The following is a 19,039-nucleotide window of genomic DNA, read 5'->3' as shown; positions in this document are numbered from 1 at the left end:
ACCTGTGCGAAGGAGACTAAAATGACTGAGATTAGCCGCGTAGCCCTTTTCGGAAAGCTGAACAAAGTTGGCTATCAAGCCATCGAAGGTGCCACCGTATTCTGCAAGATGCGCGGCAATCCATATGTTGAGATCATTCACTGGCTGGCGCAGTTGGTGCAGACCGACAATTCCGACATTCAAAAGATCATCCAGCACTACGATCTTGATCCCGCAAAGCTGTCTGCTGACATGACCCGCGCATTGGATGCGTTGCCGCGCGGTGCAAGTTCGATCTCCGACCTCAGTTCACATCTGCAAGACGCGATGGAGCGCGCGTGGGTTTACGGGTCCTTGTTGTTCAACTCCAATCAGGTGCGCACTGGGCATCTGATCCTCGGGATGTTGAAAACGCCCGAACTGCGGTCGATCCTGATGAATATCTCGAAAGAGTTTTCAAAAGTCGGGGCGGATGATCTTTCGGACAATTTTGCAAAAGTTGTTGACGGCTCGATCGAAGACAGCCTGCGCCCGCAAGACGGCTCGCAAACCGGTGGTGGTGCGGTTCCGGGCGAAGCGTCCGGCGCAATGTCGCCCGGTGCCATGGGCAAAGAAGAGGCTCTGGCCCAGTATTGTACGGACCTGACCGAACAAGCCCGCAACGGAGAGATTGATCCGATTGTCGGCCGAGACGAAGAAATCCGTCAGATTGTCGATGTCCTGATGCGCCGTCGTCAGAACAACCCCATCCTCACCGGTGAAGCGGGTGTCGGCAAGACGGCTGTGGTCGAAGGCTTTGCCCTGCGGATCGCACGGGGCGATGTCCCACCCGCCCTGCGCGAGGCCCGTTTGCTGACGCTGGATGTCGGCCTGCTTCAGGCCGGGGCGTCGATGAAAGGCGAATTTGAAAACCGGTTGCGTCAGGTGATTGACGAGGTGCAGGCCTCAACCGTTCCGATCATCATGTTCGTCGACGAAACCCACACCTTGGTTGGGGCAGGGGGCGCTGCCGGAACGGGGGATGCGGCGAACCTGCTCAAACCGGCTTTGGCCCGCGGCACGTTGCGCACAATCGGGGCCACCACCTGGGCCGAATACAAGAAGCACATCGAAAAAGACCCTGCTTTGACCCGTCGCTTCCAGGTCGTGCAGGTTGACGAACCCGATATCCCCAAAGCCATCATGATGATGCGCGGCATCGCAACGATGCTTGAAAGCCACCACAAGGTTCAGGTTCTGGACGAGGGCATTGAGGCGGCGGTGTCGCTTTCGGCGCGGTACATCCCGGCGCGTCAGTTGCCTGACAAGTCGGTCAGCGTGCTCGACACCGCCTGCGCCCGTGTCGCCGTCAGCCAGCACGCCGTCCCTGCCGAAGTGGATGACAGTCGCAAGCGAATTGACGCCCTGACCACCGAGCTTGAGATCATCGGACGCGATGAAACCGCCGGAATGGAGGTGGGTGCCCGCCGCGATGCGATCACTGCGCTGAAAGAGGAAGAAGAGGCGCGTCTTGCCGAACTGGACAAGCGCTGGGAAGCCGAGAAAGCCGTTGTGGCCAGCATCCTTGATCTGCGCGCCAAGCTGCGCGAGGGCGGCGCGCCTGTGGATGCGCCGGATGCCGATGGCGAAGAAGCCGCCGAAGCCAGCCCCATGACCGCCGAGGAACGCGCGGACCTGCTGGAGCAGCTCAAGGCCAAAAACGCCGAACTGACGGAGTTGCAAGGCGAGAACCCCCTGATCCTGCCTATCGTGGATGAACAAGCCGTGGCTAGTGTGGTTGGCGACTGGACCGGCATCCCCGTTGGCCGCATGGTGAGTGATGAATTGGCCGTGGTCCTGAACCTCAAAGAGCATCTGGCCGAACGTGTGATCGGTCAGGATCACGCGATGGAGATGATCGCAAAACGCATCCAGACCAGTCGCGCAGAACTTGATAACCCGAACAAGCCGATTGGGGTCTTCATGCTGGCCGGGACCAGCGGCGTGGGTAAGACCGAGACCGCCCTCGCTCTGGCCGAGGTACTGTATGGAGGCGAACAGAATGTGATCACCATCAACATGTCGGAATACCAGGAATCCCATACCGTCAGCAGCCTGAAAGGCGCGCCTCCGGGATATGTGGGGTATGGCGAAGGTGGTGTTCTGACCGAAGCTGTGCGGCGCAAACCCTATTCGGTGGTGTTGCTGGACGAGGTCGAAAAGGCGCACCCCGATGTGCACGAACTGTTCTTCCAGGTCTTCGACAAGGGCGTGATGGAGGATGGCGAAGGACGGCTGATCGACTTCAAGAACACGCTGATCCTGCTGACCTCGAACGCGGGGTCGGACCTGATCATGGACATGTGCTCGGACCCGGACCTGATGCCGGAACCCGAGGGCATTGCCAAAGCGTTGCGCGATCCATTGCTGAAAATCTTCCCGGCGGCGTTGCTTGGGCGTTTGGTGACCATTCCGTACTACCCGCTCAGCCCGGATATGATTGGCAAAATCACGCGTTTGCAGCTGAACCGCATTCAGAAGCGGGTGACCGAAGCGCATGGTGTGCCGTTCGAATATTCGGATGCGGTGGTCGATACGATTGTATCCCGGTGCCAGGAACTGGAATCCGGTGGACGGATGATCGACGCGATTGTGACAAACACCATGCTGCCTGACATTTCGGCGGAATTCCTGCGACGCATGATGGAGGGCAAATCCGTCAGCAAGGTTGCGATTGATGCCAAGGACGGGGACTTCACCTACGGATTTGACTAAAGCGACACCGCCGACCGTTCGACGCTGTTTGTGATAGAGTGTTGGAAAGACTTGTACTTCTGGGCTAGGCTCGGATCATTGGGAAAAGGTAATTAAAATGCTGTCGAACCTTGATCCATCCGGTTTTCCCCTTCGTCTTGAAGGGGAATGCGCGGACAAAAAGTTCCTGCCAATCGTGGCGCGGGTGAAAGAAGGCATCAGCCGCATCCCGGTCATGGAAGTTGACTTCTTTTGCAGCAACGGAAAGCTGCCCTTGAAAGAGGTCGTCGGCAAAACCATGCATCTGGTTGCCGAAAGCGATGACGCCTCAAAGAAGCGCTGGTTTCGCGGGACATGCGTGTCTGCCGAATTCATGGGCGGATGGGATGTCGGCGGGCACTACCGGGCCGAGGTCTGCCCTTGGCTGTGGTTCCTGACCCGACGCACGGACCTGCGGATTTTCCAGGAATTGACCGTTGTGGACATCATTCAGAAGGTCATGCAGGAGCATGGCTTCTCCGGGAACCTCAATGCCAAACTTCAGCAACGCTATGAAACCCGGACCTATTGCACCCAGTATCGCGAAACGGATTTCGACTTCATCAGCCGCCTGATGGAAGAAGAAGGCATTTATTACTACTTCGAACATGACAACGGCGGCACAGAGACGATGGTGCTGGCCGACATTCACTCGTCGCATGTTCCTGTCGCGGCACCGTCTGAACTGCAGTTCAATAACAACATGATCCGTTCGACCATCGAAAGGACTGAGCCACAGGTTTTCGAATGGAACGCGAACGAAGAGATCCGTAGCGGCAAGGTGACCTTGCGAGACTTCGATTTCGAGAACATCTCCGCCGATCTTGAGGTCGAAAGCGCGATCAAGGCGGGTGACTACACCCGGGCCGATGACAACAGATACGACTATCCGGGCCATTACCGTGTCGCATCTCTGGGTGAAAAATACGCCAAGATACGGATGGAGGCAGACGCGATCCAGCATCATGTCATTTCGGGCTTGTCCGATGCGGTCAACCTTGCCGTTGGACGAACCTTCAAAGTCAACAAACTGGTCCGGGACAGCGAACCCAAAGACGTGATGCTGATCGAATGTCACCATGACTACGTTCAGCTTGAGGCGCTTGACGAGGCGATGAAAGCCGCAGGCGGGGCGGATGCCCTAAGCACGAGCGGCGTGTCTGAGGATCATGAAGAACCCCATATGGTGCGGTTCAAGGCCATTGAATCTGACAAGCAGTACCGCGCGCCGCAGACCACGCGCTGGCCCAATATCGGTGGTATTCACACGGCCTTCGTCACCGGCCCCGCAAAAGAAGAGATCCATACGGACAAGTATGGCCGCATCAAGGTCCAGTTTCATTGGGATCTGGATGGCAAAGAGGACGAAAACACATCCTGCTGGGTACGCACCATGATGCCGTGGACGGGCAAGAACTGGGGCGCGATTGCTGTCCCACGGATCGGACAAGAGGTTGTGATACAGTTCGAAGAGGGCGATCCGGATCGTCCGCTCTGTATCGGCATGCTCTACAATGACAAGATGATGCCGCCCTACAAATTGCCGGACAACAAAACGCAATCCGGCGTGAAAACGAATAGCTCCAAAGGGGGTGGCGGCTTTAACGAGCTGATGTTCGAAGACAAGAAAGGCGACGAGCTCGTCCGGTTCCAGGCGGAAAAAGACTACGAGCAGATCGTCAAAAACAATTCGACCATCACCGTGGGTCTCGAAAAGAAAGACCCCGGTAATCTGAAGACGACGGTGCACAAAAACCTGTCCGAGATCGTGAAAACCGGTGACCATAGCACGCTTGTCGAAATGGGTGATTTGGACATCAACGTGAAGATGGGCAAAATCACCGTCAAAGCGATGAAATCAATCGAGTTCAAGGTCGGTGGGTCGTCCATCTTTATGGACCCCACATCCATCACGGTCAAAAGCACGATGATCAACGTGAAAGGCAACGCACAAGTGAATGTCGAGGGCGGCGCGACCACGACCGTCAAGGCCGGTGGCATACTGACCCTCCAGGGCGCTCTTGTGAAGATCAATTGAGGCGGTGGAATTAATGGAACGGTTCAGCAATCTGACCAAAGTGCCAAACGAACCCGCCGCCAAGCTTATGGCGTTGGCCAATATGAAGCTTCAAACGCAGCTTGAAGCACCGGCAAGCGCGCCCATTGATGCGGTGTTGTCAGAACTGGCAAACCGCGATGCGGGGCTTGATCTTTTGCGGGTCATGGCCGCGATCTTGCCGGCGCGGGAACGGATCTGGTGGTCCTGCCTTGCCGCGCGCGACATTGTCGGAACCGAACCTGAAAACGAAACCAAATGCCTCAAGGCCGCTGAAACCTGGGTGTTCCGGCCCACCGATGAGCACCGCGAAGACGCGATCATGAGCCTGGAACAGGCCGATCCGGACGATCTTACAGTGCATTGTGCCATGGGCGTGATGTATTGCGATGGAAAGCTGGGTCTTGGCGATCTGGCTCAGATGGATGCGCCGCCCGGTGCGGGGCAGATTGTGGCCTTTGCCATGAATGTCGAAGCGCTTGCGCATAACAAGGACATCTGGGACGCGCATCTGGACGTGCTGGTCGACCGCGCGCTTGACATCGCACGCGGCGGAAGCGGCAAAGGCACGAAGGGGGTTGGATAATGGGGTTTCCGCAAGCACGGGTTCTGGACATGCACACCTGCGTGACACCGGCTCCGCCGCCTGCGCCTCCACCGCCGGTGCCGGTTCCGATGCCGATTTTGCCGCCTTGTTGTGTAACGGTGCTGGTTGGCAAACTTCCAGCGGCGCGCGCATTCATGGACTTGTGTACACCCGCGTTTCCCCACCCGATCGTGAAAGGTTCAACATCGGTGTTGATCACAAATGTTCCGGCCGCCCGTGTCACCGACTCCGTTGCTTGCGGGGGTGTGATCGTTAAAGGTGAACCCACTGTTCTGGTTGGAGGATAAGCGAGGCACATGGCTGTAAGTCTTAAATTCCAGTCTTCCGGAATGGTGCCGGGTGATGGACGGCCCGTTGTCATGCAGGCGGGTAGCCTGACCGTGGGGCGCGGTCCGAACAACGATCTGGTTCTGCCAGACCCGGATCGGATGTTGTCGAAAAGCCATTTCGTGATTGAAGACCACAATGGACGTATCGTGATTGTCGATTTCTCGACCAACGGGACGTTTCTGAATTATTCGAAAGTTCCCCTGGGCCGGACGCCGACGACCCTGAACAACGGCGATGTGTTGTCTGCCGGTGGGTATGAGCTTGTTGTTGAAATCGGTCAGGATCTTCCCGATCTGGACGATCTGATCCCGACCGCGCCGGCGAAAAGCGGGATATCACACGGCAATGCCCAATCTGCGCCCGACCCGTTGGCGATGCTGGATGAGCCGGGGGGCGAGGGCGATTTTCTTGACGATCTGTTGGGGGCAGAAGCGGGGCCGACGGGACCCGGCCAATTGAACGTCACCGATCCCATTGACGAATTGCTACCGCCATTGGGCGAAGAGGAAGACCCGTTTTTCAAAAAAGCCTCCGACGGGCGCGAAGGCGAAGGCGCGTCTTTGCCGATGCACAACCCGTCCGTTTCCGACAGCTTTTCCGCCGCGGGCAAAAGTGATCCGGGGCTGATCCCGGATGATTGGGACGATCTGCTGGCCCCGGATGAACCCGACACGATCGAACCGCCTGCGCCCGAGCCTGAGCCAGCGCCCGAGCCGGTCGCGGAGGACCCGCTGGAACCGGTTGTCGAACAGGCACCTGTGGCCGAACCCGCGCAAGAGGATCCCATCCCAACCGACACGCCAGACGTGCCAGATGTCGTACAGGCCGTGCCGCAACCTTCTGTAGCGTCTGTTGTCTCAACAGGGGACCAGTCCGCTGCCAAGGCGTTTGTCGCGTCGCTCGACGCGGATGGCCTTGTGGTGGATGATGCGGATCTGGACAACACCATGAACCGCATGGGCCGGGTCATGCGCAAAATGATCGTCGGGTTGCGCGAAATCCTGATGACGCGCACGTCGATTAAATCCGAGTTTCGGATTGACCAGACCATGATCAGTTCTGGCGGGAACAACCCGCTCAAATTCTCGCTGAGCGAGGATGACGCCGTGCAGGCCTTGGTCAAACCCAAGGCCAAAGGCTACCTGAGCCCCGAAACAGCCGTTGAACAGGCGCTTGACGACATCAAGGCGCATGAAATTGCCATGGTCACGGGCATGGAGGCGGCGATCAAGGGTGTGCTCAGCAAGCTTGATCCAGAGGTGCTTGCGGGACAGATCGAAACATCCAGCGCCATTGGCAGCATGTTTAAGGGTAAAAAGGCCCGGTACTGGGAAGTCTACGAAAAGATGTACGCCCAGATTTCCGATCAGGCCGAAAACGATTTTCATGAATTGTTCAGCCGCGAGTTCGCTCGTGCGTATAAAGAGCAGCTCGATAAACTAAAATAACGCGTTCGCGCGCAATAAAAGACGGGGGATCTGCAAGTGTCCTGGGACAACAAAGTGCTTTGGACCGAGGGGCTGTTTTTACAGCCTCATCACTTCCAGCAATCTGACCGTTACAACGAGGCGCTGATCGCCGGGTTGGCGCGGCGGCTGACGCCCTATGCCTGGGGGTTCAGTGCGCTTGAGATCGACGACGAAGCGCTGAAAATCGGCAAATTCGCGGTCAAATCCTGTGCGGGACTGACCCATGACGGCACCGTCTTTCGTGTGCCCCAAACCGAAGATCATCCGCCCTCACTTGAGGTGCCTGAGAACATCAAGGACTGCGTTGTCCTGCTCACGATCCCGCAACGTCGGCAGGGCGCCACCGAGGTGGACCTGACCGATAGCGGTCATTCCGCCAGCCGCCTGCGTCCCGCCGAGATCGAGATCACCGATGTCATGGGCGCCGACAAGAAGTCAGTGACAATTGGCGTGGGCAAGCTGCGTCTGCAATTCGCGCTTGAGGTGGATGACCTGGCCGACATGCTGGCCATCCCCATCGCGCGCATTATCGAGGTCCGACCGGACAAGGAAATCGTCCTTGATCGGGCATTCATTCCCAGCACAGTCGATGTGCGCGCGGCCCCCGCGCTTGCCGGGTTTGTCAGCGAACTGGAAGGGTTGCTGTCCCACCGGATGCAGGCGCTCGCGGGGCGCCTGTCCGAAAGTGGCCCGGCCCGAGGCACGGCGGATATTTCCGACTTCCTGTTGTTGATGACCGTGAATCGCGCGTTGCCCATCTTCCGGCACTTTGCCAGCATCGAAAACGTACACCCTGAAACGGTGTACAAAGCCTGTGTGACGCTGGCCGGGGAACTGGCAACCTTCATGAGCGACTCCAAGGAATCGCCGCAGCTTCCGCCCTATAAACACGATGATCAACCGGCAACATTCATGCCTGTTTTCCGAGTGTTGCGGCAGTATCTGAGTGCCGTTCTTGAGCAAACAGCCGTGCTGATTGCGCTGGAGCAACGCAAATACGGCATCAGCGTGGGTCTGATTGCTGACCGCAAACTGCTGTCGACGGCCGGGTTCGTGCTTGCCGTCAAAGCCGATGTGCCAGCCGAAGACGTTCGCCGGCATTTCTCGGGCCAGTCCAAGATCGGACCGGTCGAAGAAATCCGTCAATTGGTGAACTCGGCGTTGCCCGGGATCACGCTAAGACCTTTGCCTGTCGCGCCGCGGCAGGTCCCGTACCAGGCGGGAACAGTGTATTTTGAACTCGACGCCGACAGCCCGTACTGGGGCAAGATGACAACGTCAGGTGGCATCGCCGTCCACGTGTCAGGCCAGTATCCGGGTCTTTCGATGGAGCTGTGGGCGATCAGAAATAGTTAAGAAAGGGCTTCTGCAATGTCTGACGACGATCCGTTTGCCGAACCTGATGATACAGACCGTACCGTCATTAAGCCCAATCCCGGAGGGCGTCGTTCCATGTCTGCGACGCCGCCACCACAACCGGTCGCGCCGCCGGTGCAACCCGTTGCGCCGCAACCGGCTGCCCCCGCACAACCCGCCGATCCCGGGCTAGACGCGTTTGGCATTCCGGCCCCGCAGGGTGAACCTGCCGCGCCATCCGCCCGCCCGCAACCGAATGAACCTGAAATCGTCCTGACGGGCATGAACCGGCTGAACGCCTGTGCTGCGCCGCTGTTTTCGTTGATCAGCCGGGTGCGCAACCGGGCACAGCACATGGATGTGGACAAGCTGCGGCAATCCGTTGTGTCCGAAGTCCGCGCCTTTGAAAACCGCGCCCTGCAGGCGGGGATCCCGGCGCAAACGGTCAAGGCCGCGCGCTATGCGTTGTGCGCGACGCTGGATGATGTGGTCCTGAACACGCCATGGGGTGGGCAGTCCGATTGGGGCCTGCAATCCATGGTCGGCACGTTTCACCGCGAAACCGTTGGCGGGGATCGGTTTTACGATCTTTTGGCCCGGCTTGAAAAAGACCCGGGGAACAACCTAGACCTGCTGGAATTCATCTACATGTGCCTGTCGCTGGGCTTTGAAGGGCGGTTGCGGGTGGAACAGGGCGGTCCGGACAAACACCTGCGCATCCGGGCAGGGTTGGCCTCCTTGATCCGCGCGCAACGGGGACAGATCGAACGGGACCTTTCGCCGAACTGGAAAGGCGTCGATAAGCCGTACCGCGCATTGTCGGCATGGAAACCCGTCTGGATTGCACTGGGCGTCACAGGGTTGCTGTTGATCAGCGAATTTGGCGGTCTGAGCTACCTGCTGTCGAACCGGACGGAAAACCTGGTTGGGCAACTCTCCATCATCGACGCGGGCCCCGTGGCGGAGCTTGAACGCCGCGCACCCCCGCCGCCTCCGACGCCGGTCAACACGCAGGAAGTCCAGCTTGAAAAGGTGGTCGCCTTCCTTCAGCCCGAGATTGACGAGGGTCTGGTGAAGGTCTTTGGCAAAGGCAATACGCTGGTCATCCGAATCGCCGGGTCGGGGATGTTCGGATCCGGGTCCGACAGCCTTGTCGAAAGCTTCAAGACCCCGATTTCACGGGTCGCCAAGGCGTTGAATGATGAACCCGGTAAAGTCATCATCGTTGGTCACTCTGACAATGTGCCGATCCGGTCCTCGCGGTTTCCGTCCAACATGCACCTGTCTTTGGCGCGGGCCAAGACGGTGATGAATTCCATGGCTGGAGATATTGATGATGACACCCGTCTGAGCGCCGAAGGCCGCGCAGACGCCGAACCCATTGCCGACAACGGAACGCGGGAAGGACGGGCCACCAACCGCCGTATCGAAGTTGTCCTCGTGCGGGAGCAAGACGCATGAAGTTTCTCCGTTTCTTCACGTCGATCTATTTTGGCCTGCTTTTTGCGGCCATCGTCCTGTCCTTGCTGGTCTGGTATCTGGGCCCACTGATCGGGAACGACGTCAGCCGACCGTTCGAATCCGTGATGATCCGATCACTGACCGTTGGCACCTTTGCCTTGATCTTTGGTGCCATAGCGCTGTCGATTTTCCTGATGCGTCGCGGCCGCGAAAAGGCGATGACCGAGGAAATCGCCGAAAGCGTGGATGCGGGCGGCGAAGTTGTTTCCGGCGAAATCAGCGAGTTGCGCGACAAGCTTAAGACCGCGATGTCGGAACTGCGCAAATCCAAAAACGGGCGCAAACACCTGAACGAATTGCCGTGGTACATCATGATCGGCCCTCCCGGGGCTGGCAAAACCACGGCGATTGTCAATTCCGGCTTGCAGTTCCCCTTGGCAGAAGAGATGGGCAAAACCGCCATCGGGGGCGTTGGGGGCACCCGCAATTGCGATTGGTGGTTCACGAATAATGCCGTCCTGATCGACACCGCCGGGCGCTATACGACGCAGGAAAGCGATGCGGAGGTCGACAATGCCTCCTGGCTTGGTTTCCTGGGCTTGCTCAAGAAGTTTCGCAAACGCCAGCCGATCAATGGCGCGATTATCGCGATCAGCCTCAGCGATCTCGCGCTGCAGGATGAGATCACCCAAAAAGGTCATGCGGCTGCCGTGCGCGCCCGTCTGACCGAATTGCGCGAAAAGCTGGGGGTGCGGTTCCCGGTTTACGTCTTGTTTACCAAGGCGGACCTGATCGCGGGGTTCACCGAATTTCACGACAATCTGGGCAAGGAAGACCGCGAACAGGTCTGGGGCTTCACGCTTCCGATTGAAAACGCCAAGGGCGAAGCCTCCCCGATTGCCGGTTTTGACGAAGAATTCGCGGCCCTTCTGGAACGTCTGAACACCCATTCTCTGGAGCGGATGCAGGCGGAAACAGATCCCCAGCGTCGCACGCTGGTGGCCGGCTTCCCGTCACAGGTGGCGTCTATTCGCGGTGTCGCCAAGGCGTTTCTGACAGAGGTGTTTCAGGAAAACCGCTTCCAACACCGCCAGATGCTGCGCGGCATCTACTTTACCTCTGGCACACAAGAAGGCACGCCGATTGACCGTCTGATGCTGAGCATGGCGCGGACCTTTGGGATTGGCCGTCAGGCGATTGGATCGGGGCAGGGGGCCGGACGGTCTTATTTCCTGACACGTCTGTTTGAAGGCGTCATCTTTCCCGAAGCGGGGCTTGTGTCGGCGGACGACAAGGTGGAACGCCGCTACAAGATCACCAAATGGGCCGCCATTGTCGCGACTCTGATGGTCGCCGCCGGGGCTGGCACGCTGTTTTTCCGGTCCTTCCAAGGCAATAGCGCTTTGGTTGCGGACGCCAATGACCACGTGTCGGCCTATAGTGCTGCGGCAGCGACGTTGCCAAGCAGCCCAATCGGTGACACCGATTTGGTGCCGGTGGTGCAGGCCCTGAACATTCTGCGCGACATGCCCGGCAATCCAACCGTGTTTTCTCCCGCCCCGGACAGCAGCCTTGGATACGGGCTTTATCAGGGGGATGTGATCGGCTCACAGGCGACGCAAACCTATCGCCGGGCATTGAACCAACGCATGTTGCCGCGTCTTCTTCTGCGTCTTGAAGAACAGATCAGCGGCAATATGAACAACCCGGACATCCTCTACGAGGCGCTCAAGATTTACCTGATGCTGGGTCTTCAGGGCCCGATGAATCAGGATCTCGTGGCCGAATGGATGCTGTTGGATTGGGAATTGTCCTATCCCGGACCCGCGCGCGAAGAGTTCCGCGCCGACCTTGAAATCCATCTCGACGCATTGCTGAACCAGCCGATGCAGGAGATCGCCCTGAACGGGCCGCTCGTGGAACAGGTGCAGGCGTTGCTGTCTGAAATGCCCCTCGCGCAGCGCGTCTATAACGGCATCATCAACAGCCCGGCGGCGGTGTCTTTGCCCAAGTGGCGGGTCACGGATGCGGCGGGTCCAGCGGTCGGGCGCGTGCTTGTGCGATCATCCGGGGATCCATTGACCGATGGGGTCGACGGCATTTTCACCTATGACGGGTTCAACAACGTCTTCCTTGGCGAAGCCTTGGGCGTTGCCGCCCGCATCCAGCGCGAAAGCTGGGTGCTTGGCCCACGCGGCGAAGCGGAGCAAACGGAACAGGCATTGGCGGCGTTGAGCCGGGATGTTCTGGATCTTTACTACAATGATTTCGTGGCCGCCTATGACGGGATCCTTGCCGATGTCGATATCATTCCGTTGGAGTCGCTCAGCCACGCGGTCGAAGTGACAAACGTGCTGTCTGGCCCGACGTCCCCCATCGTCAATCTGCTAGAGGCAATCGCGTCGGAAACCCGTTTGACGGGCAATGGGTCCGGCGGCGGTTCCGCTGCTTTGGCCAATGATCTGGGCGATATTGCCGAAAGCGACGTGCAGCGCAATGTCAGCTCACGCACCCGGCTTTTGATGGAAGCGTTGGCCCGGTCCAGCGGCGGGTCTGAAGAGGGTGCCTCCAAACCACCCGGCGCCTATGTGGAAGAGCGGTTCGCCTGGTTGCACCAATTGACCGAGGCCGCAGAACCGGGTTTGCCGTCGCAGCTTGATGAACTCATCGGATTGCTGACCGAGCTGTACCAAGAGCTGAACAAGATGAGCTTTTCCGGGTCCTCCGGCAGCGGCGAGGGTGGGGCGGCTATCCAGCGCTTCCAGGAAGCGGCAGCGCGCGCCGATGGCCCGCTCGAACGCTGGGCCACGCAGATCGCGTCCGGATCGTCCGGGATCACATCGGACAACACCCGGTCGTCGATCAACGCACGCTGGCAGTCCAGCGTTCTGCCCTTCTGTCAACAGGCGTTGGGGGATCGGTATCCGTTCAACCGGCGTGCACAGGCCGATGTGGCGGTGGCCGATTTCCAGAAACTCTTCGGCCCGGCGGGTCTGATTGACAGTTTCGTCAACGAAAGCCTGCTGGAGTTCATCGACACGCGGACACGGCCATGGTCGTGGAAACAGGTCAATGATGTGGACCTTGGGATCAGCCCCGCCGTTCTGCAACAACTGCAATACGCCGCCGAAATCCGCGAAGCCTTTTTCGGCGGGTCCAGCACCCCGAGCATTCAGTTCCAACTGATGCCGCAGGCGCTTGATCCCAAGGCACAGTCGGTCATGCTTGAGGCGCATGGCAAACAGGTGCCCTTTGCCCATCGCGGCGGCGCGCCGACGCCGGTTGCGCTGGATTGGCCCGGTGGGGTTGGGCTTGCCCGGATCACGTTCGATCCGCCCGCCCGGAATGTCGAAAGCACGTTGCAGAAAGATGGGCCCTGGGCATGGTTCCGTTTGCTGGATGCAGCCGAAGTGCGGCGCACCAATGTCTCGGACCGCAAACGCGTGATTTTCAATGTCGGGGGCCGCATTGCCATCTACCAGTTGCAGTCCGGCTCTGTCCTGAACCCCTTCGCCTTACCCGCGCTGTCCAAGTTCAGCTGCCCAAAGACGTTCTGATGACGGTCGAAGGGTACGGAGCGTTCGGAAAGATCCCCTCGGTTGGGGATTTTTTCCGTGTGAATGCGCCGCCCGGATTCGTGTCGGCCTGGGATGAATGGTTGCAGCGCTGTCTTGTGTCGGGCGCACATGCCTACGGCGCAGATTGGGATGCGCTCTATATGTCGGTTCCCATCTGGCGGTTCTGCCTGTCGCCCGGACTTGCCGGATCACAATCGATGATTGGCGTGGTGATGCCCTCGGTTGATCGGGTGGGGCGGCGTTTTCCTCTGACCTTGATGGTGCCCATGGCTGACGACACATCCGTCATCCGCGAACACCTGGTGCAGGATGCCGTGTTTGCGCAGATGGAAGACCTAGCCTTGTCCGCATTGGACGATGATTTCAGCAAAGACATGTTGGCCGAAAAGTTAGCCGCGCTTGCGGTGCCGACCCGTGCCAAGGCCGACAAATGCAGGGTCAATGGCCGGTCCGTTGTTCTGTGCCATGAGGCCGGTGCAGACGGCATCGCCCCGATCCTCGCCTCTGAAGTGCTTGCTCCGACATTTCAGACCCCCTCGATCTGGAGCGCTGTGATGGATGGCGACACGCGGCTGATGCTGTGTGACGGTTTGCCGGAGGGTCCGAACATGCAAGGATTGTTTGATCTGGACGCCGAAATTTGGAAAGAAGGCTGCGTATGACTGTTGTCCCACGGGTTCGTTATAACGCCCGTAGCCATGTGGGATTGAAGCGCAAGGTCAATGAAGACTCTGTGCTTGCCCTTCCAGAGCAAAGCATCTGGGTCGTGTCGGATGGCATGGGTGGCCACGAAGCCGGTGACTATGCCAGCCAGCTGATCACCGATCTGATTGCCTCGATTGAACCGGGGCTGCCTGCGGCAGACCGGATGCACGCCCTTCGGCATGCCATTCAGAAGGCACATACCCTGATCCGGCAAGAGGCCGAGACACGCGGCGCGTCGGTGATCGGCGCGACCGTGGCCAGTCTGATGCTGGCCAATTCGCATTTTGTTGGTATCTGGGCGGGCGACAGCCGCATCTATCGCCTGCGGGATGGCGAAATTCAGATGCTGACCTCGGATCATTCCCTTGTCGCCACATTGGTCGAATCCGGCCAGATGTCCTGGGACGAGGCCGAACATCATCCGCAGTCAAACGCGATCACGCGGGCGGTTGGTGTGGGGGACGAACTGGACCTCGACAAGGTGCGGGGCGAGGTTCAGCCGGGGGACCGGTTTCTTGTCTGCTCGGACGGACTGACCAAATACGCGACCTTCGGCATGCTTGAAACCGTGCTGGCCAAAGAGCCGCTTGAGACGGTTGTGGACCGGCTGATCCAGATCGCGCTGGATGGCGGCGGGGCCGACAACATCACGGTGATCGTGGTCGACATTCCATAATCACATGTGGGTCGCGCGAACAGGTGCGATCCCGCGATGACGTCAAACCACGTGCCGAGACGGTGTTTACCGGGACGAGGTTTCCAAAATACGACTGTCGAGTGAATAGATGCGCGATGCCACGTTGCGGTCTTCTGCGATCAACGCCTCGGAATAGCTCAGCGCGGATTCACTGGTGGGCCGCATTTCGTTAAACAGCGGTTCGCTGGAATGGATCACGAGGATCTTGGTCTTTCCCAGCGTGGAATCATCCACCCGGAATGCAAGGCCGCCATTGCTCTGCGCCTCGGCAATGGAATAAGCGACCCGGATCGACAGATCCCCGTCCTGACCGTCACGCAACCCCTCAACCGAATTGTCCAGCCGGTTGATGTTCGGCAGAAGGTGAAACACGTTGCCTGACACGTCCAGCACGGACACGGACAGGTACCCGTCCGTGACTTCTGCGGGAATTTCGACGTCAATCACCGGGTTTTCCCCGACGATAAATTCGCCGGTGGGATTTGGCTGGTTGTTCTGATCGCCTTGGTAGAACGCCACATCAATTGCACTTGTCGGCGCTTTGGGCATGACGCTTTCGATCAGGCAAAGCGTCGGGTTCAAAACGGTCGTGCGCACACGCACCGTGCGCTCGCCGACGGCACTGCTCAACGCGTCAAACAGCGTGTCCCGGCTGGCGCTGGTCGCAACGTTGCCGGCGATTTCTACCGTGCTGCCCGGTCCGTACCCGCCAAGAGGGGCGTCAACCAGGGTCAAGGGTCCACAGTCCGCAAATGCGGTCAGGATGGCTTCAATCCGTTCTGGCGCGATGATGATCTCGTTCAAGGACAGGTCCGGCTCACCGCTCAGAGCACCAAGGGCACCGGCATCAAAGGCGGCCTGCACCTCGCGGAAGATCGGTTTGCTGGTGGTCTCGCCTTCGATCTCGACGACATTGCCTGAAATCGACACGCGCCATGCATCCATCTCGTCCACGGCATCCACAACCGACAACACGTCCTGTCCCCAGTTTTCGGCAATATCACCAGTGGCAAGGGTCAAATCAGATGTACCGTTTTGCCCTTGGATTTGCTGACGCAAGGCCTCGGCGACGTCCTCGGACGGGACAAACCCGACTGCACGTGGCACAGAGTCCTTGGCTTTCGCGATCGACAGCCGATAAGGATCGGCCACGGGAAGGGGCGGGGCCGACGTAAAGACGCCAGACATGAACGCGCCGGCCAATCCAACCACCAAGACACCGCCAATGGCGATGGGAATGATCGCCTTGTTCGATTTGCTTTCGGACGCATTTTTGGGTTTGGCGTCGGGTTTCGGCGCTTTCTTGGCCTTGGGTTCTGCCTTGGGGGCAGGCGCAGGTGCCTTGGTCTCTTCCGCACGTTTTCCAATGGCTGGCGCGATCACGGTCGCGTCCGACAATGCATCTGGTTCTTCTGCGGGCTCAGGCGTGGTCGCACCAGCGTCGCCATTCAGCGCCGCTAGAACAGCCGATGCGCTATCGAACCGGTTGTCCGGTTCGGGGTCGGTCATCTTGTCCAGAAGCGATTTCAGCGGTTCCGGCACCCCTTCGGTATCCAGCGGCTCGGCTTTTTTCTGAAGCACTTCCATCGGGTTGTTCCCGATATTGGGTGACTTGCCCCGGAAATTCGCCAGCAACAACGCGCCCAGCGAATAGATGTCGGTGCGGGCGTCCGTGTTCCCCGCCAGTTGTTCCGGGGCCGCGTAAGCGTATTTCCCGGCAAATTCGTTGCCGACGATGGTTTCAGCGCCGGGATTGGTATCCTTGGCAATCCCAAAGTCGATGATCACCGCCTGTGCGGGGTCGCCATCGCGCAGGATGATGTTGTCCGGGGACAGATCGCGGTGGAAAATCCCGCGGCTGTGCGCGGCTTGAAGGCCTTCGGCGACACGGCGGCAAATGACCAGCAGGTCCTCTGCCGACATCGGCCCTTCCTTGAGTTTTTTGTCGAGCCCCGGTCCATCGACATAGTCGATCAGCAGGTACACGTGCCCGTCAGGCGTACGGTTCGTTTCGGCGTAGCGTACAACGGCATCATGCCGGATTTCGCGCATGGCTTCTTCGCGCGTGAGCAGCAGAAGAAAGTCGTCATTGTCGGAAAATTCAGCTTTTAGCACCTTGAGCGCTGCAATCCGGCCCGATATTTCGGACCGGGCTTTATAAACATCGGACGTTCCGCCTCGTCCAAGAATGGCTTCAACCCGGTAGGTGTTGTTCACCAAATCGCCAGGCTGAAAAAGGTCTCCCGGACGAGAGTCAGTCATAATGTCTCCGGATACAAAGTTCGACCGAAGTCATTAACCAAGCGCTTGAAATTCCACACGACGATTTTCGTCGCTTCTGGGATCATTCGCATTGAACGGCGCAGCTTCGCCCATGCCGATGGCCTTGAGCCGCGTTTCGGCAATGCCGCAATCGTTCACCAGATGGCGTTTGACCTCTTGTGCACGCAAGAGTGACAGTTTCTCGTTGTAAGAGGCCGACCCGGAGCTGTCGGTATGGCCAACAATCTGGAACAGTTGCACGTCAACGGATTTCATCACCTGACACAACGTCGCCAATTGCGGTTTTTGGTCGTCCCGAAGCGTCGCGCTGTCAAAATCGAACTTGATTTTGATATTGACCTGATCGGCCTTGTCGACCTGTTCGTATGTGTCACCCGCTGCGGCAACCGTTGTCGTGTTTGCGGTCTCGGTCGTGGTGGTTGCTGCGGTCGTGCCAGTCGACGCTGCGGACTCATCCCCGGCGGGAACCAGTACCAGACCACGCGTCTTTTGCTTCTGGAAGGCCTTGGTGATTTCCTCGGCCGTCATGTTTTCGGCGGACTGCGCTGATGTTGGCGCGGGCGCCGCAAGGGCAAGCGCGAACGCAAGGGCAACGCTTGCAACAACTGGATATCGTGTCATGTCTAATCGTGTCCTTAAATGCGTTGAAATTGACTATAGCGAAGACTACCGCACAGATCGACACGCGACAACATTTTTGCGAGTAATTTCATCGCCGGGTCTGACGGGTTAACGCTTGGCGTCGAACGGAAAACACGCTTTAGTGGGATTTGAAGATTTTTTAGACAGCACAATTTCAGGATCCTGCCCAATGCGCGTGTTGCCCGCAGTCATTATCGGAGTTGCAATTCTTCTTGCCTCGGTAATCTGGGTCTTCGTTCCGATGCTGCTGCAGGAAGAAGAATTTTTCGAAGGCCCGGCCATCGACTCGGGCGCGCGGATTGAAATTGAAATGCTCAACCAGCAGATCGAGGATCTGCGCGAACGTGTCGATACGCTGACAACGGAAGTGACCAAACTCGCCTCACGGCCAGTGGTGGCAGATCGTCAAGTGTTTCAGGCACCTGCGCCGGACAACAACCAGCCATTTCAGCAAGATGGCCCCAATGACATCATCGACGCCTATGCGCAGGTCGTGCTGATCGCCGACCGGCGAAACGTCAATGACGGGCTGACCATTGCAGGGTCCCGCTGGCTTGCGGCCACCTTTGGCCTGCCGCGCGAATCCTTGGACCAGACCTGCCGCGAGATGACCAACCAACGGCTGGCCGACAAATTGCGTTTGCAGAATGTCGGGCCGATCCGGGTGCGTATGCTGCAACCTGCAATCGACTCGCTCACCCGCGTTTTTGAAAAAGTCCGCGCCACCGATCCTGATCTTTATGACCGCATCAGCACCGCCGGGTCCCTGTGCGTCCGCGCCATCCGCGGCACAACAAACCGCGCGTCAACGCATTCCTACGGGCTTGCCGTTGATCTGAACATTGACGGGAAACTGGACACGCTTGGTGATGGGAAAACCCAACTGGGCCTGACCATCCTGGCCGATTTCTTCAAGGAAGAAGGCTGGGTCTGGGGCGCGTCCTGGCGGCGCGAGGACAGCATGCATTTTGAGGTCAGCCGCCAGAAACTGGAAGAATGGGTGCGCGACGGTAAGCTTTGACCGGATGATCCGTACAGAAAAATTCTAAGGATTTTACCAAACCATGTCGTCTGACAATTGACTCGGATTGTTCGCTCGTTTTG

At 58.6% G+C, this 19,039-nt stretch carries 13 protein-coding genes; 11 read left to right on the top strand and 2 right to left on the bottom strand.

The features are described 5' to 3' along the window. Nucleotides 1-21 precede the first annotated feature (21 nt). From tssH to MWU54_RS04550, 10 genes are all read left to right on the top strand, one after another. Complete coding sequence (tssH, locus tag MWU54_RS04595; protein WP_247081097.1) at nucleotides 22-2,733, top strand: type VI secretion system ATPase TssH; 2,712 nt, start codon at nucleotides 22-24, stop codon at nucleotides 2,731-2,733. 97 nt (nucleotides 2,734-2,830) lie between these two features. Beyond that, nucleotides 2,831-4,789, top strand: a complete 1,959-nt coding sequence (gene tssI, locus MWU54_RS04590) for a type VI secretion system tip protein TssI/VgrG (protein WP_247081095.1) — start codon at nucleotides 2,831-2,833, stop codon at nucleotides 4,787-4,789. A 13-nt stretch (nucleotides 4,790-4,802) separates the two neighbouring features. Next, entirely contained in the window at nucleotides 4,803-5,393 is a 591-nt protein-coding gene (locus tag MWU54_RS04585) for a hypothetical protein (RefSeq protein ID WP_247081094.1), read from the top strand. Then, on the top strand, nucleotides 5,393-5,701 hold the full coding sequence (locus tag MWU54_RS04580; protein ID WP_348647601.1) for a PAAR domain-containing protein: 309 nt from the start codon (nucleotides 5,393-5,395) through the stop codon (nucleotides 5,699-5,701). The genes MWU54_RS04585 and MWU54_RS04580 overlap by 1 nt, the downstream gene beginning before the upstream one ends. Nucleotides 5,702-5,710: 9 nt before the next feature. Further along, nucleotides 5,711-7,192, top strand: coding sequence for a type VI secretion system-associated FHA domain protein TagH (tagH, locus tag MWU54_RS04575; RefSeq protein WP_247081092.1), 1,482 nt, complete (start codon nucleotides 5,711-5,713; stop codon nucleotides 7,190-7,192). Nucleotides 7,193-7,228: 36 nt separating this feature from the next. Then, nucleotides 7,229-8,569, top strand: a complete 1,341-nt coding sequence (gene tssK, locus MWU54_RS04570; RefSeq protein ID WP_247081090.1) for a type VI secretion system baseplate subunit TssK — start codon at nucleotides 7,229-7,231, stop codon at nucleotides 8,567-8,569. A 15-nt stretch (nucleotides 8,570-8,584) separates the two neighbouring features. Then, a complete protein-coding gene (icmH, locus tag MWU54_RS04565) occupies nucleotides 8,585-10,030 on the top strand; it encodes a type IVB secretion system protein IcmH/DotU (protein ID WP_247081088.1) in 1,446 nt (481 codons plus the stop codon). Beyond that, complete coding sequence (gene tssM, locus MWU54_RS04560; RefSeq protein ID WP_247081086.1) at nucleotides 10,027-13,587, top strand: type VI secretion system membrane subunit TssM; 3,561 nt, start codon at nucleotides 10,027-10,029, stop codon at nucleotides 13,585-13,587. Before icmH ends, tssM begins: the two co-directional genes overlap by 4 nt. Beyond that, complete coding sequence (tagF, locus tag MWU54_RS04555) at nucleotides 13,587-14,270, top strand: type VI secretion system-associated protein TagF (RefSeq protein WP_247081084.1); 684 nt, start codon at nucleotides 13,587-13,589, stop codon at nucleotides 14,268-14,270. The genes tssM and tagF overlap by 1 nt, the downstream gene beginning before the upstream one ends. Beyond that, the gene (locus MWU54_RS04550) at nucleotides 14,267-14,989 is read left to right on the top strand and encodes a protein phosphatase 2C domain-containing protein (RefSeq protein ID WP_247081082.1); all 723 of its coding nucleotides are present in this window, start codon (nucleotides 14,267-14,269) and stop codon (nucleotides 14,987-14,989) included. Before tagF ends, MWU54_RS04550 begins: the two co-directional genes overlap by 4 nt. 66 nt (nucleotides 14,990-15,055) lie before the next feature. On the opposite strand, the gene MWU54_RS04545 is transcribed toward MWU54_RS04550, so the two are convergent. Both MWU54_RS04545 and MWU54_RS04540 read right to left on the bottom strand, forming a co-directional pair. Beyond that, nucleotides 15,056-17,272, bottom strand: coding sequence for a serine/threonine protein kinase (locus MWU54_RS04545; protein ID WP_247081080.1), 2,217 nt, complete (start codon nucleotides 17,270-17,272; stop codon nucleotides 15,056-15,058). 33 nt (nucleotides 17,273-17,305) lie between these two features. Continuing rightward, the gene (locus MWU54_RS04540) at nucleotides 17,306-17,914 is read right to left on the bottom strand and encodes an OmpA family protein (protein ID WP_247081079.1); all 609 of its coding nucleotides are present in this window, start codon (nucleotides 17,912-17,914) and stop codon (nucleotides 17,306-17,308) included. A gap of 190 nt (nucleotides 17,915-18,104) precedes the next feature. Between MWU54_RS04540 and MWU54_RS04535 the strand changes: the two genes are divergently transcribed. Further along, nucleotides 18,105-18,956, top strand: coding sequence for a M15 family metallopeptidase (locus tag MWU54_RS04535; protein WP_247081078.1), 852 nt, complete (start codon nucleotides 18,105-18,107; stop codon nucleotides 18,954-18,956). The last annotated feature ends 83 nt before the right edge of the window (nucleotides 18,957-19,039 follow it).

This window comes from Marivita sp. S6314 (assembly GCF_023015985.1).
Classification (GTDB): domain Bacteria; phylum Pseudomonadota; class Alphaproteobacteria; order Rhodobacterales; family Rhodobacteraceae; genus Marivita.
The sequence above is the reverse complement of the archived record's forward strand: the minus strand, read 5'-3'. Positions and strand labels throughout refer to the sequence as shown.